This window comes from Pontibacter sp. H249 (genome assembly GCF_037892465.1).
Classification (GTDB): Bacteria; Bacteroidota; Bacteroidia; order Cytophagales; family Hymenobacteraceae; genus Pontibacter.
The window spans coordinates 33,604-59,491 of the sequence record NZ_JBBKTR010000017.1 but is presented as its reverse complement, the minus strand read 5'-3'; the positions used below and the strand labels follow the sequence as shown (position 1 = coordinate 59,491).

Genomic DNA, 25,888 nt, shown 5'->3' with positions numbered 1-25,888 from the left:
ACAATGAAAACCTATACCAAGCTGTTACGCCTGTTCGTGCTGCTGCTGGGCATCTGCCTCAGCGCGTCGGCAAGTATGGCGCAGGCTATAAACCAAGACTCTGCTTACATCCGGCAGAACTACGAAAAGGCAGAGTACAAGATTCCGGTGCGCGACGGCAAAAAACTGTTTACTGTTGTTTATTCGCCAAAAGATAAAAGCAAAAAGTACCCGATCCTGATGAACCGTACGCCTTATTCGGTAGGCCCTTATGGTGAAGGGTACAAGACCGGCCTCGGCCCAAGCAGCATACTAATGCGCGACGGCTACATTTTTGTGTACCAGGATGTGCGTGGCACTTATATGTCGGAGGGTGAATTTGTGAACATGACGCCACACATCGCCAAGAAAAAAGGTAAAAAGGATGTAGACGAAAGCACCGATACCTACGACACCGTAGAGTGGCTGACCAAGAAACTGGATAACGACAACGGACGCGTAGGACAATGGGGCATCTCCTACCCTGGCTTTTATGCGGCAGCCGGCCTGATGAGCAACCACCCAGCACTTAAAGCTGTTTCGCCGCAGGCACCTATCGCCGATTGGTTCTGGGACGATTTCCATCATAACGGTGCTACATTCCTGCCACACGCGTTTAACTTTTTGGCCAGCTTTGGTTTGCCTCGCCCTGAGCCAACCACCAAGCGTAACCCACGCTTCGACCACGGCACACCCGATGGCTATGAGTTTTTCCTGCGCATGGGCCCACTAAAGAACGCCAACGACAAGTACTACAAAAACAACGTAGCCTTCTGGAACGACATGGTGGAGCACCCGAACTACGATAAGTTCTGGCAAGACCGCAACATACTTCCGCACCTTAAAAATGTTAAACACGCTGCCGTAATGACGGTAGGTGGATGGTACGACGCTGAAGACCTTTACGGCCCTCTTAAAATCTATCAAACATTAGAGAAGAACAACCCGAAGCTAACCAACATGCTTGTGATGGGCCCTTGGATACATGGTGGCTGGGCACGCACCGATGGCTCTAGCTTAGGCAATGTTTCTTTTGGGCAGAAAAACTCGCCATGGTATCAGCAGGAAGTTGAGGCAAAATTCTTTAACCACTACCTTAAAAGCGATGCTAAAACAGAGGTAAAACTGCCAGAAGCCATCATGTTTGAAGGCGGCAACAACAAATGGCGAGAGTTTGAAGTATGGCCGCCAAAAGAGGCGCAGGATCGTACTTTATACTTGCACGCTAACGGCAAAATGAGCTTTACAGCACCAACAGCTAGCGAGGCAGCATCTTCTGAGTTTATAAGCGACCCGAATAAGCCTGTTCCGTTTACAGAAGCAGTTGCTACCGGCATGACACGCGAGTACATGACCGATGACCAGCGTTTTGCCAGCCGCCGCCCTGATGTGCTTACCTTTCAGACGGATGTACTGACGGAGGACATAACCCTTGCAGGTGAAATACTGGCCCAGTTAAAAGTTGCCACTACCGGCACCGACGCTGATTGGGTAGTAAAACTGATTGACGTTTACCCGGACACTGCACGTGCCACAGCGCACCAGCCAAATAAGCCAATGGGAGGTTACCAGGCTATGGTGCGCAGCGAGGTGTTCAGAGGCCGTTTCCGCAACAGTTTTGAGAAGCCTGAGCCGTTTACGCCAAATCAGGTAACGCCGGTAAACGTGGAGCTGCAGGATGTGCTGTATACTTTTAAGAAAGGTCACCGCATTATGGTACAAATCCAGAGCACTTGGTTCCCGTTAGTAGATCGCAACCCACAGAAGTATGTAGATAATATTTTTAAGGCTAACGAAGAAGATTTTATAAAAGCCACCCACAAAGTATACCACTCGCCTCAGCAGCCAACAAGCCTGAAGGTAAAGGTTTTATAGCCATACTTTGTAAAAGCTTATAAGCAAAAGAGCCAGGTAAAATACCCGGCTCTTTCAGCTTTAAACCCTAATTAGCTTATTATTTTTTTATCACTTTAAAATGCTTGGTAGCGCTTCCCATTCTTGTTGTTACAAAGTAAACTCCTTGTGGTAAGCTTGGGTCCACGAGCAGTTGCTCTGTATTAACACCTTTCTCTACCATCACTGTTTTACGGATCAGCTGCTTGCCTATGGCGTTTACCAGAACAATCTCCATTAGCCCATCTTGCTCTGCCTCTATGTTCAGCGACAGCTCATTTTCGAATGGGTTAGGATAAACAACAACATTATTGGCCACGCTGCCGAACTCAACTACCTTAGGTCCAAAATACTCGAACTTGCCACTGGTATCCAGCTGTTTTAGCCTGTAGTAGCGGGTACCATTCTTGCCGTTTTCCTTATCAACATACTTGTATACCTGCTTCACGCTGGAGTTTCTGTTCTTAGCTTCTACAAAGGCTAGCTTTCTGTAGTTAGTGCCGTTCTCCGATACCTGCACCTCAAAGCCATAGTTGTCCTGCTCCATTGCCGTTGCCCATTCAATAACTACATCATAGTCTTGCTTTTGAGCTTTAAGGTAGATAATCTCGACAGGGAGTATTGCCACTCCAATATTTGTGATCCTGTAAAGTATGCAACTACTGCTGTTAAGTACCTCTACCTTAATCTGAACATTTGAGGCAGGATTATTCTCAATATAAACGTTGCTGCCACCACTTTGAACAGGAGGCCCCCATTCACCTGCACTGGATACATCTGTTGATATTCTGCGATACCAAACATAAGTAGGCGTAGCACCAAAGGCACCTGCACCGAACACAGATTCAGATGCCGTTGCTTCCCACTTAGTTTCATTCTCAATCCAGTATACCTCAAGTTGTGGTTCTTCCTCAGACGTAGGAGTGTTAAAGGCCACCGTCATCTCTTCTGCTACAGAAGCACATTGGTTTGCATCTGTAACAGTTACTCTGTAAGTGCCCGGTACACTTGTTTGGAAAGATGCCGTTGTAGGTGCGGCCCCTTGCCATCCGGAAGGCACCTGCCAGGCGTACGTATAGTTACCGCCGCCGCCGCTTACATTTGCAGATACTGTAGCCGGACTGCCGGAACAGGCAGTTGCATCTGCCAACTGCACCTCAGGTAGTGGATTAATCTGAACTTCTGCGCTTCCGGTCATTGATTGTGAGCAAGCCGCTGTGCTAGCATCTGCAACTGTTGTAGCCACTACAGTATACGTACCGGCCACTTGTTGCGGGCCAAAGCCTATTGCTTGTCCGGAACCTCTTACTGCGTTACCCACAGCTGATGTACTACCGTTCACAGTACGAAAGAGCTGGTAATCTACATTAGGTTGAGAACCGCTAAGTCCAACAGCTACGCCGTTACCATAAATACAGTAGGACCCGCCTCCGGTTACACCAAATACTGTTGGAGCAGCTGTTACAGATACATTAACTGGACCATAGGCAGAGGTACAAGCCCCGTTTTGAGATATAGGTTGCACTGTATAGCTACCTGCTGCTGTTTGGCTTCCGAAGCTCAATGCTCCGCCAGTACCTGCCAAAGGACTTCCAACAGAAACAGTAGAGCCACCCACTGTGCGCAGCAACTGGTAAGTAACTCCTTGCTGCGAACTATTTATACTTATTGGCACACCAGCACCACCGGCACAATATGCACCTCCACCAGCCATTGTTTGCGGAACAACTACAACCATAGTTATGGAATTAGCTGCTGCCACCGGTTGGCATTTATTTTCTTCAGATGTAAAATTCAGGCTAACTACATCCCCGTTATTAAGTGTACTAGAAGTAAACTGGCGATTGGCTGTAAACGGTGTTGTAGCTACAATTGTACCTGAGCTGTTTCTTACTACCCACTCCATCGTCAGGTTAACGAATTCAGCGCTAGGCGTAGCTGTAAATGTTACTGGAGTACCCAGGCATATAGAGCCTGTTGGTTGTCTGGATATTGTAACGTTGTAGTTATCTGGCCTGCCAAGGTAAATTCTGTTCGAGAACAGTACGTTACCGTTGTTATCGTTTACAGTAAACTCCGGCCTGTTATTAAACGCATAGCAAGTAAAGTTAAAGTTGCTGTTTGGCTTTGCTCTTACTGTAAAGTAGTCTGTAGATGATAAACCTGCCTGGCTCACTGTTCTACCTGTCTGGCCTTGCTGGTTGTCTACCTGGTCGTTTTTCCACCAGTCAAACGTGAACATATTGGAAACATCTGTGCCGCCTACCCAGGTTACCTGCTCATACCTTGGATTGGTAGGATAAGTAACTGATGTTACGTTTGCCAGCACAGTAGCAGTATAAGTTGTTTGCTGCCCCGGGCAAACCGGGAACGGATTGGCTGTAAGCACAAGTGTAAGTGTTGTAATTGGCGTTACAGTTACTGCCACTGCATTACTTATACTTTCAGTACACTCTCCAGATCTTACAACCCTTCTGTACCAGGTAGTTTGTGTTACTGGCCCAGGGTTATAGTTTTGCCCAGTGTTAGTTCCCGTGGCCAGACCAAAACCTGCAGTTGCCGAAGTGGTGCTGCTTTCCCAACGGTAAGTATAAGGTCCGTTGCCGCGTATTGGCAGTGAGCCTGTAAGTTGACTTGGTGTAGCGTTAGCGCAAAGCGTTTGAGCGCCACTAATCGTATTGTTTGCTATGGCTGGAGTTACAGTGATTACTGCCGTACTTACAGAAGTACAATTATTGGACACCACTGTTAAAGTATAAGTAGCGTTAGTGTTTGATGTACCTCCGTTTGTTAGGGTTAAAGTAGGTTGTGCCACTGTAGTACTGGACAGACCAACAGCAGGGCTCCAACTATAAGTATAACCAGCAACAGCCGGTACCCCCAGTGTTACTGCCTGTCCGGAGCATACAGTTTTGTTACCGCCTGCGTTTGCCACAGGGTTAGGGTTTACTGTTACCGTTACAGGTGCAGACGTGGTGGCACATGCAGTTGTACTGTTACTAACACGTACTGTATAAGATCCTGCAACCCCAGTTGTATATTGGCCTGTTGTGTTAGAAGCAACAAGTGCGGTGCCATTGTACCAGTCGTAGTTGTAACTTGTTCCCTGGGGCGTTACGGTTGCAACAAATGTTACAGTACTTCCACTGCAAATTGTGGTAGAGCCACTTGGCTGTATGCTAACAACAGGTGGTTGGTTAACTGTTACAATGGTAGGTGCAGAAGTACTGGTGCAATTTGTGCCGCTTACAGCAACCGCAACCGTATAGCTGCCTGCCTCATTAGCTACAAAGCTAGGCCCTGTACCAACCTCAGCACCATCTTTAAACCAAGTAAAGCTAGTACCTATATCTGATACTGCAGTTAAAGTTACACTACCACCTTGGCAGAATACTGTTGAGCCGGATGCATCAATGTTTGCCGTAGGCAATGGATTAACTGTTACAGCTACAGGGGCTGATGTTACAGAGCAACTGTTGCTGGTAACAGTAACGGTATAGCTGCCAGTCAGGCTGGCTGTAAATGTACTACCAGTACCAACAGCCTCACCGTTCCTGAGCCATTGGTAAGTATAACCTGCTCCTGCGTCGGCAGTTAAGGTAACATTGTTGCCCTGGCAAAATGTTGTGGCACCTCCCGGAGTTATATTAGCTATAGGTAAAGGCTTTACGAGTAAAGTAATAGAGCTTGCCCGGTTTGTACAGCCCTCTACTGTACTGCTTGCTGTAAGTGTTATGGTTGCATTTCCAGGGCCAGTTACAACTACTGTTGCTGTAGCAGTTTCGTTCGCAACATCATACACCGCATTGGTAATCACAAAATTCGGGTTAGATGAAGTCCATACTGCTGCCTCGCCTGTAAATGTACCTGCTATATCAAAGCTAACAGTACTTCCTGGCACCTCGCATGCTTCGTCGTTACCACTGGTAATTACAGCTGTGGGCTGCGGCCTTACGGTAACAGTTACCTCTGCAGATGCTTTAATACACCCGTTATTACTAACAACTACACTGTAATCTCCGCTCTCAGTTGCAGTATAAGTTCTGGCTGTCTCGTTTGTAATTGCTTCTCCGTTACGTAACCACTGATATGTATAAGTTTGTCCTTCCGGAGCCTGTGAAGCGGATAAAAGAATATTGCCACCCTCACAAAACTCTGTAGGTTCTTCATAAGAGATAGCTGCCTCCGTTATGGTGCTTACAATAATTCCTATTGGTTCCGATGTATTCTGGCATCCGCTGCTATTCGTTATTAATACAGTGTACGTACCAGATGCAGTTACCACCAGAGAAGGTGTATTGCCGCCTATACTTGTAGTGCCATTAAACCATTGGTACGTATAAACATCATTTGCAGGAGCCTCAGTGGCATTTAATATTACAGAGCCTCCATCACAGAAATCTGTTGGCCCCTCAGGTATGATGGTTGCAGCCGGCAATTGGCTAACTGTTACAGTTACGGGATTATTTGCTACTGTGGTACAGCCATTGAGTGTTACCTCAACATTATAGGTACCAGAGGCAAGAACTGTAAGCGTTTGAGCATTGCCTAAATTACCGTTAGGATTATTTGCTTCAAACCATCTGTAAGTATAGCTTGCAGAAGCTGGATCAACGTTGGCGGTTAGCACTACAGAGTTTCCCGCACAGAATGTAGTTGCTGATCCTGCATCTATAGTAACTTCAGGAGCCTCTTGTTCTGTTACGGTAGTAACAGGAGACGTAACGCTACAGCCGTTTAAGGTTACCTGCACAGTATACTCCCCATCCTCGTCAACTGTCAGAGTACTTCCTGTTTCCCCATTTATTTCATCCCCATCTTCATACCACTGATATGTATAACCTGCACCCGTTTGAGCTGTAAGTGTTACTTCCCCATCTTCGCATAATATAACATTTGCACCTTGTGTGATCACGGCAATAGGAGCCGGATTAACCGTAACTGTAACCTGAGAAGTAACTGTACACCCACCTGATACAGCAGTAACAGTGTAGGTAGTAGTTGTAGCTGGGCTTGCTGTTACAACAGCGCCGCTTGTTACATTAAGTCCGGTTGCAGGAGCCCAAGTATAAGTGTCAGCACCACTCGCTGTCAGAGTAGTAGAGCCTCCGGCGCAGATAGTTGTGGAGGCTGGTGTTATCGAAACGGTTGGTTCAGGTGAAACAGTAACTGCAACCGCAGCAGAACGGGCACTGGTACAGTTACTAGCTGTTGTACTAATTTCAACAGAATAGTTACCTGATGCTGATGCAGCATATGTAGCCGAAATAGCTCCTCCAATAGCAGTATTTCCATTATACCACTGATATGTATAGTTACCTACAGCAGGTGACGCCGGAGAGGCATTTGCTGTAAGTAAAACAGTCTGACCCTGGCAAACAGCTGCAGGTGCAGCAGGAGTAACGGTAGCAGTTGGTGTCTGGATGGCCCTTGCCGTCACTGCCACTCGTTGTGAGCTCTCACAACCAGTAATAGTATTGTAACTTCCTACATAAACTGTTAATGGGTCAAAGCTTGTTAAATTAGCGATGTAATCCGCACCTGTCGCTAGCACGTTTCCTCCGGTAGCAGCAGAATACCATCTGTTAGTTGCGCCTGCAGCTGGGTTATTGCCCGATGCAACTGTACTTATTAAAGTAACTTCACCCAATCCGCATCTTGTTACAGTTGTATTTGCTACTGTAGGTGCATTAAGAGCAGGATTGACAGTAACACTTAATGTGTTCCCTGTTCCTACTGCACCGCAACTATTCACACCAGAAACACTAATATTGCCGGAGGTAACGGTAGGAAAGTTCACTGTTATTTGATTCCCTGTGGCATTACCAACTATAGATGCACTAGAGGGAACTGACCATTGGTATGTTGTTGCATTAGTTATTGGTGCTACAGAGAAAGTAGCTTGAGACCCTTGACAAACGTTTGCTGGACCGGTTATAACCCCTGCAGGTGCAGCTGGCCTATAGATATTTATGGTAAAAGGAACTGAAAATACTTCTAAATTAGCATTCTCAAACTGACGAACCCTAACTGTAATTGAAGGTGTTGTGATTCGATTAGATGGAATAGTAACTGTAAGTTGATTAGTTGTTCTATTAGATGGAGTTATGTAAGGCAAAACACCATTTACTTCGAGAACTGCTAAAAAACTATTATTACCAGTCGTTCTGAAGCCACTTCCAGTAATAGTTAAGGTTAAGTCTTGGCCTTGTGTAGCAGTTGCACAAGTTGGACCAGTAACAACCGGTGTCTGAGCCCACGCCATATTCCCTACCAGCAGCAACAGCATTAGTAAAAAGCTGGTAAAGTATGCTTTGCTAAATTTAGGGTTTACAGTATCAGCAAAAAGATGAGTAAAGATTTTTTGCATAAAATTAATGTATTAGGGTTCAGATTCTCTTAAATAGAGTGGGATTTGGTTATTTTCAGATGTCCCAATAGGACTTTAGCCGATAAACTGGCAACGTAAGAGCAAAAAGATACCGTTAGCTATTCCTTACAGAAGCTTAACTCTATAAAAAATAGCTTTAAACAAACAATCTATAGGATAATTACAGGCTGTTTGGAGGAACAAATGATGCGTTTAGATAATGCACCAATAGTGCCGTCTTAACCCTATTTGTTTTAAGGTTAAGCATAGCGAATAAGGAGCTTTTTAACACTGATTAATTAAATTTATTATTGTACACATCATATTTAACATGGATATGTACAACAACAAATAAATTATGTTTCATTTATACACTATTATTTATATAAATATTTTTATTATATCATACTATATTTATAAATATAAATAATATCCTATATTATATATATTGCTTTAAAGGTGCTACAGAAGCTTTATAGCAACAAATGGAAAGGCTAAAGCTGAGTAAGAAAATCGCTTCCATCTATATCATGTTATTGATGCACGCCTAAAGCTTTATTACCGGTTCACCATTGCTATGTAAACCAATATCTAAAAGCATACAGTTACTACACATGCTGCACAATAAATTAAGTTTGTTTGGAAAAACCTCTTTTATACAAGAAATTGCAGATACAACTAATCAACTTAAACCTAACTAAACCACCCTATCTACATGAAAAACCTTAAAGCGCTTGCTATCGCTGCCATGCTTGGACTGGGGCAAGTAGCAACTGCCCAACAAGCAGAACTTTCATACTATCTGCCTAAAGAGGTACAGTATAACAAGCAAATTCCTACACCTAAAGATATCTTGGGCTATAATGTTGGCGAATGGCATGTAAGCCACGACCAGCTGGCTATGTATATGCGCCAGATGGCCAGCCTCTCTGACAGAATTTCGATTGTAGAATATGGCAGAACCCACGAGAACCGACCACTTTATTTGTTAACCGTAACCTCGCCTGAAAACCACAAGAACATTGAAACGATAAAGGCAGAGCATAAAAAACTGACTAATCCTACTGAGTCTGGCAAGTTGAACATTAAAGACATGCCGGCTGTGGTATGGATGGGCTATAGCGTGCATGGCAACGAACCAAGTGGCAGTAACGCATCTTTGTTGGCTGTTTACCACCTGGCTGCAGCACAAGGCCCTGAAATTGAGAAACTGCTGAAAGAAACAGTCATACTTATAGATCCGTCTATCAACCCTGACGGCCTTAACCGCTTTGCCAGCTGGGTTAACTCACACCGCAGCAAAAACCTGATAACTGACAGTAACAGTGCTGAGTTTGATGAAGCCTGGCCGCGCGGCAGAACCAACCACTACTGGTTTGACCTGAACCGCGACTGGCTTCCGTTGCAACACCCGGAGTCGAGGGGCAGACTGGCAAAATTCCATGAGTGGAAGCCAAACGTGCTAACAGACCACCATGAAATGGGCACTAATTCCACGTTCTTTTTTCAGCCAGGTATCCCGAGCCGTAACCACCCACTTTCTCCTGAAAACGGTTTCAAGCTGACTCAGAAGATCGGTACTTACCACGCAAAAGCTTTAGACAAGATCGGATCTTTCTATTATACCGAGGAAAGCTTTGATGACTTCTACTATGGCAAAGGCTCTACATATCCTGATGTGCACGGCGCAGTTGGCATTTTGTTTGAGCAGGCTAGCTCAAGAGGGCATGCACAGGAAAGCACTAACGGCGTTTTGTCTTTCCCGTTCACAATCCGCAACCAGTTTACCACAACACTCTCTACGCTAGAGGCAGCTCAGGCTATGCGCGAAGAACTGCTTACTCACCAGCGCGATTTTTATAAAAGCTCTTACAATGATTCTAAAAAAGCACCTGTAAAGGCTTATGTATTTGGCTCTGAGAAAGACAAGGCAAAAGCATACCACTTAGCTGAAATTATAAAGCAGCACCAGATAGACATATACCGTCCAAAAGAGTCGTTTAAGATAGACAACATTACCTATACACCTGAAAATGCTTACATCGTACCAACAGAGCAGCCACAGTATAAACTGATCGAAGGGATGTTTGAGAAGCGCACCAAGTTTCAGGACAGCCTTTTTTACGACATCTCTGCCTGGACCTTCCCGTTGGCTTTTGACTTAGACCATGCTTCGCTTTCGGGCAAAAACTTTAAGAGCAACCAACTTGGCCAAAAAGTAGAGAATGTTACTTTCCCGAAAGATGAGATAGTGGGCGGCAAAAGCAACTATGCTTATGTTTTTGAGTGGCATGGTTATTTTGCCCCGCGTGCACTAAACATGCTGATGGAGCGTGGTATACAGACAAGAGTTGCTACCGATAAGTTTGGTTCTGATAACGGTAAGCAGTTCGACTACGGCTCTATACTTATACCCGTAACCGGGCAGCCAGTTAGCGGCGACGAATTACATGCTATACTACAGGAGATAGCAACCCAAAATGCTGTACAAGTGCATGCCATGACGACGGGCCTATCTTCTCAGGGTATAAAATTAGGCAGCCCGATGGTTACAACGCTGCAGCAACCAAAGATCTTGATGCTGATTGGAGATGGTGTAAACAGCAACGATGTTGGTGAAGCATGGCACCTGCTCGATGAAAGATTTAACATGAAGCCTACACTAGTTTCAACTACAAGATTTAATCGTGTAGATATCGGCAAGTATAATGTAATCGTGATGGCGGATGGTAGCTATAACAGCATCTCTAAAGATAAAATGCGAAGCTGGGTGCAGCAGGGTGGCACTGTAGTAGGCATGGGTGATGCAGTTAGATGGTTAGCTGATAATGGCATTGGCAACATCACCATCAAGAAAAGCGAAAGCGAGGCTGCCCCACAGAAAGCCTATGCAGATATGAGCAACGAAACAGGGGCACAGGTAATTGGCGGCGCTATTTTTGAAACCAAGCTAGATCTGACGCACCCACTAGCTTATGGTTATACGGATGATCAGATGCCAATTTTCAGAAGCAACACACTGTTTTTGGAACGCTCCAAAAGCCCTTACGCAAACCCGGTAATGTATACAGCAAACCCACTTATGGCTGGTTATATATCAAAGCCGAATCTGCAGCAAATTAAAGGCTCTGCAGCCGTTGATGTGTCGGCTTTGGGAGCAGGAAAAGTCATCGCGATGCCTGACAACCCTAATTTCCGCGCGTTCTGGTATGGTACAAATAAGCTATTTTTAAACAGTATCTTTTTTGGGCAGATTATAAGTGGCAGCTCTGCACGGGCAGAGGATGCTCATAATTAATAGGCAACTCTAGATAATTAGTAAAAAAGCCCGGGCTATGCTCGGGCTTTTTTCATTTTGCTAGGTTATATACTACACACACTGCTGCTAATATTCTAAAAAATTACACTCCCTTCAAGTAATTCCATACACTAATCACCTCATCAAACTGAAGCCTGTAATAAGTATAGTCCAATATATTAAAACATAAATACATGTTACTTTACCAGGCAAAATTGCTTGGCGAAAGTCATTTAATATATTAATATTCACACTTATAAAGTTTGCTTATAGTGTATTTTTAGCAATATTGTAAAGATATCAGCTTATTACGGCATGTTACAATACTTAGTTTATTAAAACTATAACTTTAACTATATAGCTAAATATATTTTTAAAATAAAAAAGGATAAGTACAAAATAACAATCTTAGCAATCATTGTACTTTCTAAATACATTATTTATTTCTAATACATTATTACAGCGTTTGATTTTTTGAAAACAGCGTGCTTATGAAAATACTTTTACCTCTATTTTATGCTTTTCTCTTGGTTACAGGTAATGCACCGGAAAGTATACCGGAGCAAGCTAAAACAATTACAGCCGAACAGAAAAACCATCTCAGCCCGCACAGCTACGTTTTAGCAACGCCACAATCTCAAGCCACTACAGAAACAGTAGCAGCAGCTTGCAGAGCTGATGCCACTTTAACTGATGCTGGCGCAGGAGCGTTTGGGTCACCTTTTATGAATTGCTCTTCGGTGGGTACTTTTTTCACACTTACCGTTCAGAACAGTTCCACTACCCAAGGTACCAACAGCAGCTATAGTATAGATTGGGGAGATGGCTCAGCTATTCAGACTTTTTCAAGCACCTTTACTACTGCTAACCATACGTACACTTCACGTGGGGCTTTTACGCTTACGTTTACCGTTACTGATAACAACGGCTGCAAAACCAGCAACACCTACCAGGTATTTAACATCAGTAACCCAGGCTTTACAGTGGGCAACCCAGGGAGCACTACCGCCTGCCTTACACCAGAATCGCCAACGGTTACATTTCGTTTTCCAGTAGTTGGCATCGAAAACAACCCACCTTCAACAATTTATACTTTTAGCTTCGATGATGGCACGGCTCCTTATGTGTATACCCATGCAGAAATGCTGGCCCGCAAAGAGGTGGTGCATACGTTTGATGAGAGTTCGTGCAGTATGCCTAGCCAATGGTTCTCGCTAAGAAGCACAGCAAAGTATACTTGCGGAGGATCTGAGAAAACTACCGAGAGCATCATTTCCAGCATCGTTATCAACAAGAGCACCAACGCTGATTTTACAATTGGTGGCGGCCCTGTTTTCTGTACCAATAGTGATATTACACTGGGCAACGCCACTACTAATCCAGAGCTTTGCCCTATCAGCTACAACTGGACTATACTGGATGGCGTGCAAGGCGTAGATTGGGTATTCTCGAGCGGCACCAGCAACTCTGCCAGCGTAACACTGAAGTTCTTAAAACCCGGCACCTACAGAATCAGGCTTAAAACTTTTACCGACGGCTGCGGCGAGGATGAAGTAATAAAACCCATCACTATTACAGAAGCTGCAAAAGCCAATTTTGATTTTAGCTTAGATAATGCAGCCGGTTGCCAGGAACTGTTAGTATCTACCATCAACAACTCAACTGGCGATAACCTGAGCTATGCCTGGTCTATAGAATACAACAACAACCCTGCAACATTAAACAACCACTACACGATTAGCAGCGGCTCCTTAACTACTGCTGCTCCTAAATTTCTGCTAAAAAAGGTTGGCAAGTATAAAATCACACTTAAGGCTACCAACGGCTGCAGCACCCATACTATCTCTAAAGAAGTTACTGTAAAAGGCTTGCCTACAGTGGCCTTTAAAAATGCAACCTTAGAAGCCTGCGGATCATTTACAGTAGACTACAATAACCGGTTAAACATTACAGCCAACAATGGCACCATCTCCGGTTATACTTGGGCGGTAAACAACGGTGCAACATTTACCGGCGGCACTAACAGTACATCAACTAACCCTAAAATAAATTTTCCGGCGGCAGGCACCTATACAGTAAGCGTAACCATACGTAATGAGTGCGGCAACTCCAGCACAGCCACACAAACTGTAACTGTAAATCCCATACCCGAAGCACCAACAGCCAACGGTAAAACAGTTTGCCAGAACGATGCAGCGCAACTCACTATAGAAAGCCCGATCGCAGGCTATACTTACAGATGGTACGGTCAGGCTACGGGAGGCTCTGTTTTGTATACTACCAATGCAACAAATCCTGTTTTCACAACCAGCAGCCTAACCGCTGATGCAAGTTTTTATGTAGCAGCTGTGAGCAATAAAAATTGCGAAGGACCACGCAGAGAGGTCAAAGTTAAAGTACTTACAGCAGTAACCGGCAATACCATCAGCACCACCCAAAACTCTTATTGCGAAGGCACTATTCCGGGCCAGCGAATTAGCGGAGGCACACCTGCAGGCGGTGGCGGTGCACCTTATACTTTCTTATGGGAGATTAGCTACAACGGCACCGATTATGAGCAAGCCCCAGGCAAAAACGACGAGCAACATTACGAGCCAACAGCAGCACTTACCAAAGACGCTTGGTTCCGCAGAAAAGTATTCAACAATCCTTGCCAAACCGTTATTTCAGATGCGGTAAAGCTGAATATTATACCTACGCCTAGATTACCGGTAGTGCAGGATGCAAGCATTTGCTATAACCAGCGGGTAACATTAGAAATTGATAACGCTGAGACTAATGTGGATTACAACTGGTACGATGCCCCAACGGCAGGCAATCTTGTAAGAACGGGCACTACCTATACTACACCATATTTGCAGGCTGATAAAACCTATTATATCGAAGCCATCACGAAAACCAATCCTGCCTGTGCCCGAAGCGAAAGAAAAGCTGTTAAAGTAACAGTTACTCCAGCTATGGCAGGCGGCGCTATTATTGCCTCTCCGGTTGCTGAAGTTTGCTATAACACCTCTCCAGGCACACTAACCGGTGATGCCCCAACAGGTGGAACTGGTGCATTTACTTACAAATGGTTTGCCAGCACAACCAATGCCGTTTCTGGCTTTGCAGAAATGAGCAGTGGTACAAATCCAGATTATACTTCTCCGGCTCTTATACAAAACACTTGGTTTAAACGAATAGCTTATTCTGGCAGCTGTGAAGTGGCATCTAATGTAATAGAAGTACGTGTAGAAGCTTTACCGGTAGCACCAACTGTTCTGGGCACCACACTGGTTTGCTTCGGCGGAAGCACCACCCTTACAGCCACAGCACCGGGGGGCACCTACCATTGGTACGATTCAGAAAACAACCAGATTCACATAGGCAACACGTTTACTGTAAGCAATCTGGAGCAAAACACTACTTATTTAGTCAGCTCTAAAAGTGCATTAGGTTGCGAAGGTCCTAAGGCAGCAGTATCAATAGATGTAACGCCACCTATAGCTAATAACATTATCAGCAGCAACCAAACAATTTGCAGTGGCGGTACACCGGCATCTTTTGCAGGCACCTTACCAACCGGTGGCCAAGAAACGCCTTATCGTTACCTCTGGGAATATAGCGAAGATGGCCATACTTTTGATCCAGCTCCAGGCATGAACAATGAGCAAAGCTACACTCCAACAGGCACCTTCACCAAAGATACCTGGTTCCGAAGAAAAGTAGGCTCCAACCCTTGCCAGGATGTTAGCAGCAATGTGGTAAAAGTTACCGTTATTCCACTGCCGCAGTTGCCGGCTATCGCTAATGCAGCTGCCTGCTACGGCAGCAGAATCACCTTATCGGTACAAAACCCTGAAATCGGCATAAAGTACAGATGGTACGATCAGAATACGGGTGGCTCACTGCTTAACATCGGCAATACCTATGAAACTCCTATACTTACTGTAAGCGCGGTTTATTATGTAGAGGGTGTTACAGACAACATAAATGCCTGCGTGAGTTCTGGTCGTACTCCTGTAAACGTAAGCGTAACGCCAGCCCTAGTCGGCGGCGACATCATCAGCACGCCTAAAGCAAGCGTTTGTGCAGGTGGCTCTCCGGGTGCCATCGGAGGCGATGCTCCAACTGGCGGCACTGGCAGTTACACCTACCAATGGTATGCCAGTACTACCGGTTCGTCTTCAGGTTTTGATGCCATAACAGATGCCACTACCCGCACCTACACTCCGGAAAACATGACCCAGACTACCTGGTTTAAACGTGTGGTAACATCAGCTAACTGTACAAAAGAATCAATTGTGGTACGTGTGGTGGTAGAGGATGCCCCGGTTGCACCTACAGTTACAGGCAAGCTTAGCATTTGCAGCGGCGGTACTACTATGCTTACGGCAACAGCGCCGGGTGGTAAGTATACTTGGTACAATTCTGTTGGCGGCCAGTTGCACATTGGTTCAGTATTCTCTCCTACCCTAAGCAAAACCACCACATTTTATGTAGAAGTAGAAAGTGCTACAGGCTGCGTTAGCCCACGCACAGCAGTTACAGTAGAGGTCATCCCGCAAATCAGCAACACGATTACGCAAACAAAAACCACCATTTGCCCGAACGAAGATGCTGGAGAACTTAGCGGCACAATTAGCGGGGGAACTGGCAGCTATACTATAGTTTGGGAACAACGTGTGGGGGGCACTGCCTTTGTACCAGCTGCTGGCATAAATAACCTGCCAAGCTACAGCCCAGGTAAACTTAACGCCACTACCACTTATCGCCGCATCGTAAAATCAGAAGGTTGCGAGGTTATATCAAATGAACTGACTATTACAATTGCCAATACCATTGCCAGCAATACAATTTTTGGAGGGAGCACCATTTGCTTAGGCAATAGTCCGGCTACCTTAAGTGGTAACGGCGAAACAGCTTATACTTACCAGTGGTACCAGAGCACTACCGGCGCTGATGGAACATTCATGGCCATAACGGGTGCTACTGAGCGTGATTACGCCCCGGCTGCTTTGCAAACTACCACCTGGTACCGCCGTGCCATTATACTTGGCAACTGCAGCAGCATGTCTAACACTATTGCAGTGCAGGTACAGCCGGCTATTGACGATAACAGCATCACCAATACAGGCGCAGGCACCATCTGTTACAACACAAAGCCAGCCACATTGGAGGGCAGCAAACCGACAGGTGGCAACGGAAATTATACTTTCTTATGGCAGATAGCAAGCGCAACTGCCCCGAATACCTTTACTGATGCTCCGGGCACAAACACAGGTGAACATTACTCTCCGGTAGTTGCCATTACAGAGGCCACCATTTTCCGCAGACTTGTTTTCTCTGGTTCTTGCGATCCATTGCCAAGCAATACGGTGCTGGTATCGGTGCTGCAACCGCTTATAAACCAGATCAGCACGGGCACCTCAACTTACTGCGCCAACAGCATTCCAGTGCCATTTGTAAGTGCAATAGCAGTAACAGGCGGCAACCCTGCAGACTATGAGTTCCGTTGGGAACGCAGCCACAATGGAGATGCCTTTGAAGTAGTAGGTATTACAGAAACATACACTCCAACAGAGCCTCTAACGGCAGGCGTATGGCGTTACCGCCGCATTATTAAATCAGGGGGCTGTACGGAGGTGCCTAGCAATATTGTAACTATAACTGTAAGCCCGGAAATCCAAGGCAACGAGCTACACACAATAGATCCAATATGTAAAGGCGGCATGATTACCTTGCAGGGCAAAGGCATGTTAACCGGTGGTACCGGCAGCTATACTTACCAGTGGCAACAAAGCACCGACGGCAGAAGCTTTTCCAACATTGGCAGCGCCACCGACCCAGATTACACAACATCATTGACACAGCGCACTTGGTTCCGAAGAATTGTGAGATCAGGAGATTGCAGCAGCGTTTCTGCAGTGGTAGAAGTGAATGCCGAAGAACCGTTAACCGCAGTAATTTCCGGGGAACAAAGTTTGTGCGCGGGCACAGCTTTCACGGCACTGCAAGTAACCCAAGTTAGCGGTGGCAACGGCAAGTATAAATACCAGTGGGAGAAAAGCGAATCGGGTAGCACAGGGCCATTTGTGGCTATAAGCGGCGCTACCGATGCCAGCTATTTACCGTCAGCTGTTACACTGCCAACCTGGTACAGAGTAAAAGTTACAGGTGGCGCATGCACCAAGATCAGAAGCAACTCGGTTAAGGTGTTGTATTACCCTGCTATTGTAAATAAAATCTCAGGCAACCAAACTATTTGCCAGGGAAGCACCGCCGCCACACTAACGAACCAGAATTTAAACGGTGGCGACGGCAGCAACTATAATTTCCAGTGGAAGCAAAGTATAGATGGCATCAACTATACAAACATTCCCGGCCAGAGCAACATCTCATTCACGCCTCAGAACCTAACTAAAACTACTTGGTTTAAGCGTGTCGTGCTTTCAGGGGGCTGTATGTCAGAGTCAGAAGCAGTTAAAGTAACGGTAGTAGAAGGTCCTGTAAACGAGATCACAACTCCGGTAACGCACCTATGCTATAACTCAAGGCCAGAGCGCATCATATCAGCAAAAGCATTAGGCGGCAACAGTGGCCCTTATACTTACCGTTGGATGAAGAGTACCGATGGCGTAGTGTTTACGCAGATAGCAGGCGCTGTGTCAGAATCTTACCAACCGGAGGCGTTGCAGCAAACAACATGGTTCCGCCGCATAGTTAGCTCAACGGTTTGCGGAGAGTTAGAGAGTAACACCATCAAAATTCAGGTAGACCAGCCGATAGCAGAAAATTACATTAAAACACCTAATCAGGTTCTTTGCTTTGGCCAAAACCTAGCTTCACTGGAGGGCTCTGCTCCCACTGGCGGCACAGGTACTTACAAATACCTATGGCTGATGAGCACGCTTGGTGAAAACGCTGGATTTGTACCTGCAACAGGCATGAACACAGGTAAAAACTACAGTCCGGAGGCCCTGGAAAGAACCACCTGGTTTAAACGCATAGTATACTCCAGCCCTTGCCAGGAAGTAACTAGCCCTGTAATGAAAGTAGAGATTGTGCCACTGCCAGCAATGCCAGTGGCAGCAGATAGCAAGGTTTGTGTGGGGAGCAGCGCATTGTTGAGTGCAACCGTAGCGGCCGGCGAAGAAGCAGAATGGTATGATAGCCCAGCCGGTGGAAAATTGCTAGGAAGAGGCGTCAACTTCAGTACTGGCAAACTTTCTAAAGATGCTGTTTACTATGTACAGGCAGTAAGCAAAACGCGTGGTTGTGTTAGCTCGGCCCGCCGCGAAGTGCGTGTAACTATTGTAGCACCAGTAGCAACGGTTACAAGCGATCTGGAAATACAGGAAGGTAAAACAGTACAACTGAGGGCAGCTGGTGGCACACAGTATCAGTGGTTCCCAATTGATGGCCTCTCAGACCCTACCAGCGATATGCCATTGGCCAAACCTGAAAAGACGACTACCTATACAGTTACAGTTACTACCCCGGAAGGTTGTACAGCAAAAGCCGAAGTAACCATTACAGTATTGCCTAAAGTGTTTGCGAATAACTTGATGACTGTTAACGGAGACGGGTTAAACGACCAATTCATCATCAAGAACATTGAGCAGTACCCCAATGCACGTGTAGAGATTTTTAACCGCTGGGGCGAGAAGGTATTTGAGTCTAAGGGCTACACAGAACCTTGGGATGGCACTAAAAACGGCCAGCCGCTTCCGATGGCAGCTTACTATTACCTTATCTACTTGAACGAGCAAGATGAGCCAATATCAGGAAGTGTAACGATTGTTAAATAACAGCAGAAAAGTTATGAAGAAGCTATTTATAAGTGCACTGGTATACTTCGTTATGTTAGTATCTGCTGAAGCACAGCAGCGCCCACAATACACCCAATATGTACTTAACAACTACCTCACAAACCCAGCCGTTGGCGGCATAGAAAGCTATGCCGACCTGCGCCTGGGCTACCGTACCCAATGGGCAGGTCTGGAAGGTGCTCCGAAATCATTTTATGCTACTATGCACGGTTCTATTGGCAACAGCAACAACAGTGTGGGTAGCGGCAGCAACCGTCCCAAAGAAACAAAGAGCAGGTACGGTTTCTCTAAAAAGAGCAGCTATAAAAAGTCCAGGCCGCACCACGGTATCGGAGCCATTGCGCAGGTAGATGAAGCTGGCTTGTTAAAAACCTCTACGCTTAACGCAAGTTACTCCTATCATCAGCCCTTAAACCGGTATATGACACTGGCCAGTGGGATTTCGAGTGGCATTACGCAGTTTAAGGTAAACACACAGGAAGCGGTGATTTTCGACCCAAGCGACCCATACCTGAACAGCTCTTTTGAAAATGCTACCAAAATAGACCTAACCGTAGGCTTCTGGCTTTATAGCTCAGACTTTTATCTGGGTGTATCGGGTGCCCAGCTTTTACGAAATGGCAATGATTTTGAGAGTGCCGGCACCGACAGAAACCCGCACATGCGCCAGCAGGCACATTTTTACGCTACAGCCGGTTTGCGCCTGCAGCCTAGCAACTATATCGCGTTAGTGCCATCGGTTATGGTAAAAGCTACAGAGTCGGCAAAACCGGCCATAGACTTTAATGCAAGGCTAATGTATGCACAACGCATTTGGGCCGGAGCTTCTTACCGTCACCAGGATGCTATGGCTGTTATGGCTGGAGTCAATATCAATCACATTTTTGATGTAGGCTACTCTTACGATAAATCTACTTCTGCAATAAGCAAAGTAAGCGCCGGTAGCCATGAGGTTGTTCTGGGCATCAAGTTGAATAACCACCGGAAAATAATCTGCCCTACCTGGATGTGGTAATTTTTAACAGTCTCCGCCACCTTTCCTAATTATGAAAGCTATGTTAAAAGCCGGTGCAGAAGCATCGGCTTTTGCTTTTACACTCCTACAACTGTTCGTAGTGTTAGAAAGTATAAACCATTACCTTTGCTGTTCACAAACATCCTACAAAGTATAACCTTATGAGTGCTAAAAGCTTTGAAATGCTGCTAGAGTTGGCTTTTGATACAGACAAGCCTGCCGTTTATGAAGAGGGCGCAGCCAATGTATACCAGCAGTTTGAACGAGCTTATAAAGACGCTCAGCTAAAAGGAGGCAAGCCAACCGAGGAACTAAACTTTCGGTTTGAGCGCCTGCGCTTGGGTGTGGCCATTGCCTTTGTAAAAGCGTTTGTGCGCCTTGCCGACAACGAAAAGAGCCATGAGGCACTGGAAGTTTTAAACGATGCTCTAAAAGCAAAGAACTCCCGCGAAATTGATAAAATCATACAGAAGCAAATAACTAAGTTCGACCACCTGTACCACGAAATATTTGTAAACGAAGAGCGCGATTATTTACTGGGCATGTTTGAACGTACCTTGGATGCAGCCAGCAAAGAAGAACTGGACGAGCTTATTTTTCAGGGCCTGGAGCTTTTACCAGAAGTAGATTGGGATGCTAAGAATCAGGACGATGAGAGTGATAACGAACCTCTGGATGAGGACTTTCTGAAAAACCTCTAGAAAATCTTATCACACAAGTATGGAGATAACGCTGACCACACCGGCGCTTTTATTTCCGGCCATATCGCTGCTGTTGCTGGCCTACACCAACCGCTTTATGGCACTGGCAAACCTGATCCGCAGCTTAAAAACGCGCTACGCTACCTCGCAAAGCCATGTAATTTATGGGCAGATAGAGAACCTGCGCACCCGCCTTATCCTAATCCGGAACATGCAGGCTTTTGGCATAAGCAGCATTTTTGGCTGCGTAGCCTGTATGTTTATACTTTTTGCCGGCTACAACACCGTGGGCAAATATCTGTTTGGCTTAAGTATGATACTGTTGATGATATCCTTGGCACTTGCACTACGCGAAATTCAGATATCTGTAAATGCCCTGCAGTTAGAACTAAATGACCTGGAGGGAGAAAGCGAAGGAAAAACAGAGTAGTGTTGATGAGTATAAAGTATACTTTCTATTTGCTTCATAACTGGTTACCAAACCACGCGCAATTCTTGCAACACGACTGCCTTAACTACTGGCTAGAGCAATTACAAGCGGCTATAGGCAGCTAAATATTGTGAAGAAAGCCTTTGCATGAAGTGGGTAAGGTAAAACGTTGGTAGTACCGCAACATATCTGTTTAAGCACTACCTTTGCAGTAAGACTAACATTTATACAATGACCGACCCGAAGAAGCTGGCCATTAAGGATTTTGTGTACGAGCTGCCAGACGAACGAATTGCTAAATTCCCCTTGCCTGAACGTGACCAGTCTAAGCTACTGCAGTACCAACGGGGCCAGATCTTAGACTATACTTTTACAGACTTACCACAGCTGCTGCCACCGCATACTTTACTTGTATTTAACGATACCAAGGTAGTGCAGGCAAGGCTGCTGATGCAGAAAGAAACAGGTGGCTTGGTAGAAATATTTTGCCTGGAGCCTGTGGCCCCGCACCGCGAAATACAGCTGGCCATGCAGCAAACGGAAAGCAGCACCTGGAAATGCCTGGTGGGCAATAACAAGCGTTGGAAGAGCGGGCCGGTAAAGCTGCAGTTTGAAGGTGGTGAATTACAGGCGGAGCGTGAGGCACAGCAGGAAGGCCATTTCCTGATCCGCTTCACTTGGACACCAGTTGATCTTACTTTTGCCGAAGTACTGGAACGCTGCGGCAGACTGCCCTTGCCTCCGTACTTAAACCGCGACCTTACCCCCGACGACCACACCCGCTACCAAACCATTTATGCGAACCAGCAGGGAGCCGTAGCAGCCCCAACTGCCGGTTTACACTTTACAGACAGGGTGATGGAGCAGCTAAAGCAGAAAAGTATAGACACAGCTTACCTGACACTACACGTGGGCGCAGGCACCTTTAAACCTGTGAAAGCCGATACCATGGAGGCGCACGAAATGCACGCCGAGCAGCTGTTTATATCAAAAACATTTCTGGAGCAGCTGCTGCAGCACTTGGGAAACCCTGTTATACCTGTGGGCACTACCAGCATGCGTTCTCTGGAAAGTTTATATTGGCTGGGTTGCAAAGTATGGCAACAGCCAAACCTACCTGTGCAAAACCTGCACGTTACCCAATGGCAGGCTTACGAAAGTATAGAGTTGCCGACTGCTCAGGAGGCATTAATGGCTTTGCTAAAGTACATGGAGTTGCAGAACACCGAGTATCTGCATGCCAGTACCCAGATCATCATTGCCCCAGGTTATACTTTCCGTATCTGTAACGGCCTGGTTACTAATTTTCATCAACCGGAGAGTACGCTGCTGCTTTTAGTTTCTGCTTTGATCGGTGACAGCTGGCGCAAAGTATACCAGCACGCCATGGAGAACGATTACAGGTTTCTGAGTTATGGCGATAGTTCGCTGCTGATGCCGTAGCGTTTTAGGTGTTGCTTTGATTAGAATGGTTAGTTCGTTGGCAGGAAGTATACTTCACTCAACTAAATTATTTTAACTTTTAATGCAGGAGATTTGAAAGATTCATACTTTCACCAATCGTAGTTAAAGTAGTACAGCTGTTATGGACAAGTATGTTATTTATCCGGAAAAAGCTACGCCACCGCTTTTAGAAGAGCGCTACTGGGGCGTGTGGTTTATACTTGTGGTAAACAGCATAAATTACTACCTAACCTACTCCCGCATCTCTTTCGACGCTTATTTCCTGGCAACTTACGCCATTGATACGCTGCAGGGCCTTATTACCTGGTATGCCTGCCGCTGGGTTATATTTTCGCTGGACCGTTACATCGCTTATGAGCAGCACTTCTTTAAACGCCTTATTGTACAGTTGCTGTTAACAACTGTTGTAGCTATTTCACTTATAACAGGCCTTACAGTTCTTACGAATGTACTATTCTCCAACGAGCCTATTCCGTCAGGTTTCTTTACTTATAACCTGGTTATTTTCTTTATTTGGGTGATCGTTTTAAACGGCATCTACATCAGCTACCATTACATTAACTTGTATAAGAAAGTAAAAGAGACACCTCCCATTGCTCCTGCCGCTGCACCTACTACTGAACCGACGCTAACTTGCCGTGTTGGCAGGCAAAAAGTGATTATCCCTTATTCGCAGGTTTCATCTGTTTGCATATCAGAGGACGTTGTACTAGTACAAGACAGGCAAGGGAAAACAAGTTATATCGACAAGTCTATTCAGGAGCTTGAGCAATTATTTGACGGTAAACTTTACCGGGCTAACAGGCAATATCTTATCTCCAAAGAAAATGTAGCCTCTTACTCCGCTCTGGAGTATGGAAAGCTTCAGTTAAATCTAAACCATCCGGTTAACGGCCAGTCTAGTATTATCATTAGCCGCACCAAGGCAGCTGATTTTAAGAGGTGGTTAAGCTAAGATCAGCTGCATTTTAAAGGTAATTCTGTAGCACTTCGGGGGTAGAAACGCATTTAGCCTCTGCAGGGCTGGTTTTTCTGTACATATTTGCAGCTAAACCGTTCCGATCCCTTAACTATGAAAAAATTACTGAAATGCTGTTACGGCCTGTTGCTGGCCGTAACTTTACCGACTGTTGCCTGGAGCCAGCAAACAGAAACTTTCCCAACGTCGCAGTCCCGGTATGTGGCCTCGGCCTCGCTAGGGTTCAATGCTGTTGGTTTACCGGGTGTTTCCTTACAAGAGCAACTAAAACAAGTGGGAGTAGAAGCCGGCGTAGGCAGAGTGCTGAACAAGAAAGGTTCGCTGCTTGCCACACTAAACGCGGGCTTTGGACATACGCGCTACAACGGCACTAAAACGTATGCTACAGCCAACCTGGAGTACGCTCCAACGCTCATTAAAAACCTAAAGGCAAGTATAACTTTAGGTGCAGGTATAGCCGCAAACACTAGCCCATCCGATTCCTGGGAAACTAATTCTAATGGAGCATGGTCAGAAACGAGCAATGTAAAACTGGGCCCGTTATTGGCTACCAGTTTAGGGGTAAAGTACAAAATCAACAACATCATCACTCCTACCCTCCGCTATCAGTTACTTATCGATGGCAACTACAATAAGTCTATCCCGCTTTTACCTACCTCTGTTATTCAGTTTGGTAACCAGTTTAGTTTTTAGAGATGAAGCATATAGTTAAATACCTACTGCTGCTGGTGTGCATTGGCAGTTTTAGTGCGTGCGAGAAAATAGAAACCGCAGCACCTGTACAAGAAGAGACCTTACCACTTGATTACAACGAGCAGCACCCGTTAGCCGCTCCGCTGCAGGCAATACTTGATAAAGCCGCAAAAGAAGGGCTTCCTGGAATTAGTCTGGCCGTAAAAACAGCCGACGGTTACTGGACAGGCTCGGCTGGTTACGCCGCCATTGAGAAGAAGCACCTTATGCAGCCATCGCACCTGCAGTATGCCCAAAGCATTACCAAAGTATACCTGGCTACCTTAACACTTAAACTGGTAGAGCAGCAACGGCTAAATCTGGACACTCCCATACAGGAGTATCTGCCGCAGCATATCAATGCCATGCTACCAGAAACAGATAAGATTACGCTGAAAATGCTCCTGAACCATACTTCCGGCTTAAAAGACTATGCAGAAGAGTTAGATTACATCTCATTTTTCCTAAACAACCCTGTTTATACTTTTAAACCGACAGATTACCTTGGCTACATCAAAGGCAAAAAAACCAACTTTACGCCTGGCTCTAAGTATAGCTACTCCAACACAAACTACCTGGTGCTAAGTCTACTACTAGACCACCTGGATAGCCGGGGCCATGCAAAGCTGCTACAGGAGCTCATACTTGAACCACTTCAACTGCAGTACACCTATTATAAAAGCTCGAATAACTATCTGCAAACCCCACAACTGGTAAACAGCTACTGGGACCGCTTTTCTAATGGAAAGATAGAGAATGTATCGCTGCAACAACGCGCCAACGTAGCCACCCTGAACGGAGATGATGGTTTGGTTGCCACTCCCTTAGACTTTGCCCGTTTTATGGATAGAATACTTCATAGCCAATTGCTCTCTTCTCAGTCTAAAGCGCTAATGCAGGAGTGGTATTTAGATGATAAAGGTGAGAAAAAGACCGGCTTAGGGTTTGAGACGTTTAAGCTAAACAACAAGTTTGCTTTCGGCCATAGTGGTGCAGGTTTAGGTGCTGGATCAGGTTTATACTATTTCCCGGAGAACGGTGTAATTGTTTTTGTAGCCACTAACATAGGAACTCTTACTGCATCACCGTTACACAAAGCTGGTGAGGACGCACAAGATGAACTATTTAAGCTTCTGGCACCTTGACTTAGCCGTACAAAATTTATTAAAGAATAAGG

General features: G+C 45.7%; 11 protein-coding genes. 10 read left to right on the top strand and 1 reads right to left on the bottom strand.

All coding sequences use genetic code 11. The annotated features are described in order from the left end of the window. The first annotated feature begins 3 nt into the window (after positions 1 to 3). Positions 4 to 1,893 (top strand): CocE/NonD family hydrolase, encoded by a 1,890-nt coding sequence (locus tag WG943_RS17915; RefSeq protein WP_340411101.1) that lies wholly within the window; start codon positions 4 to 6, stop codon positions 1,891 to 1,893. Between the two features lie 79 nt (positions 1,894 to 1,972). Here WG943_RS17915 and WG943_RS17910 read toward each other — a convergent pair whose 3' ends face one another. Then, the gene (locus WG943_RS17910; protein WP_340411099.1) at positions 1,973 to 8,281 is read right to left on the bottom strand and encodes an Ig-like domain-containing protein; all 6,309 of its coding nucleotides are present in this window, start codon (positions 8,279 to 8,281) and stop codon (positions 1,973 to 1,975) included. 715 nt (positions 8,282 to 8,996) lie between these two features. Between WG943_RS17910 and WG943_RS17905 the strand changes: the two genes are divergently transcribed. From WG943_RS17905 to WG943_RS17865, 9 genes are all read left to right on the top strand, one after another. Next, complete coding sequence (locus tag WG943_RS17905) at positions 8,997 to 11,579, top strand: M14 metallopeptidase family protein (RefSeq protein ID WP_340411098.1); 2,583 nt, start codon at positions 8,997 to 8,999, stop codon at positions 11,577 to 11,579. A gap of 491 nt (positions 11,580 to 12,070) precedes the next feature. Beyond that, a complete protein-coding gene (locus tag WG943_RS17900) occupies positions 12,071 to 19,369 on the top strand; it encodes an Ig-like domain-containing protein (RefSeq protein ID WP_340411097.1) in 7,299 nt (2,432 codons plus the stop codon). Positions 19,370 to 19,382: 13 nt separating this feature from the next. Further along, positions 19,383 to 20,405 carry a PorP/SprF family type IX secretion system membrane protein gene (locus WG943_RS17895; RefSeq protein WP_340411096.1) on the top strand — a complete coding sequence of 341 codons (1,023 nt, stop codon included), beginning with the start codon at positions 19,383 to 19,385 and terminating at the stop codon, positions 20,403 to 20,405. 161 nt (positions 20,406 to 20,566) lie between these two features. After that, entirely contained in the window at positions 20,567 to 21,106 is a 540-nt protein-coding gene (locus WG943_RS17890; RefSeq protein ID WP_340411095.1) for a hypothetical protein, read from the top strand. 19 nt (positions 21,107 to 21,125) lie between these two features. Next, positions 21,126 to 21,536, top strand: a complete 411-nt coding sequence (locus WG943_RS17885) for a DUF2721 domain-containing protein (RefSeq protein ID WP_340411093.1) — start codon at positions 21,126 to 21,128, stop codon at positions 21,534 to 21,536. A gap of 231 nt (positions 21,537 to 21,767) precedes the next feature. Further along, complete coding sequence (locus WG943_RS17880) at positions 21,768 to 22,979, top strand: S-adenosylmethionine:tRNA ribosyltransferase-isomerase (RefSeq protein ID WP_340411091.1); 1,212 nt, start codon at positions 21,768 to 21,770, stop codon at positions 22,977 to 22,979. A gap of 142 nt (positions 22,980 to 23,121) precedes the next feature. Then, positions 23,122 to 23,955, top strand: coding sequence for a LytTR family DNA-binding domain-containing protein (locus WG943_RS17875; protein ID WP_340411090.1), 834 nt, complete (start codon positions 23,122 to 23,124; stop codon positions 23,953 to 23,955). Between the two features lie 117 nt (positions 23,956 to 24,072). Further along, on the top strand, positions 24,073 to 24,672 hold the full coding sequence (locus WG943_RS17870; protein ID WP_340411089.1) for a hypothetical protein: 600 nt from the start codon (positions 24,073 to 24,075) through the stop codon (positions 24,670 to 24,672). Between the two features lie 2 nt (positions 24,673 to 24,674). Beyond that, positions 24,675 to 25,856 (top strand): serine hydrolase domain-containing protein, encoded by a 1,182-nt coding sequence (locus WG943_RS17865; RefSeq protein WP_340411088.1) that lies wholly within the window; start codon positions 24,675 to 24,677, stop codon positions 25,854 to 25,856. The last annotated feature ends 32 nt before the right edge of the window (positions 25,857 to 25,888 follow it).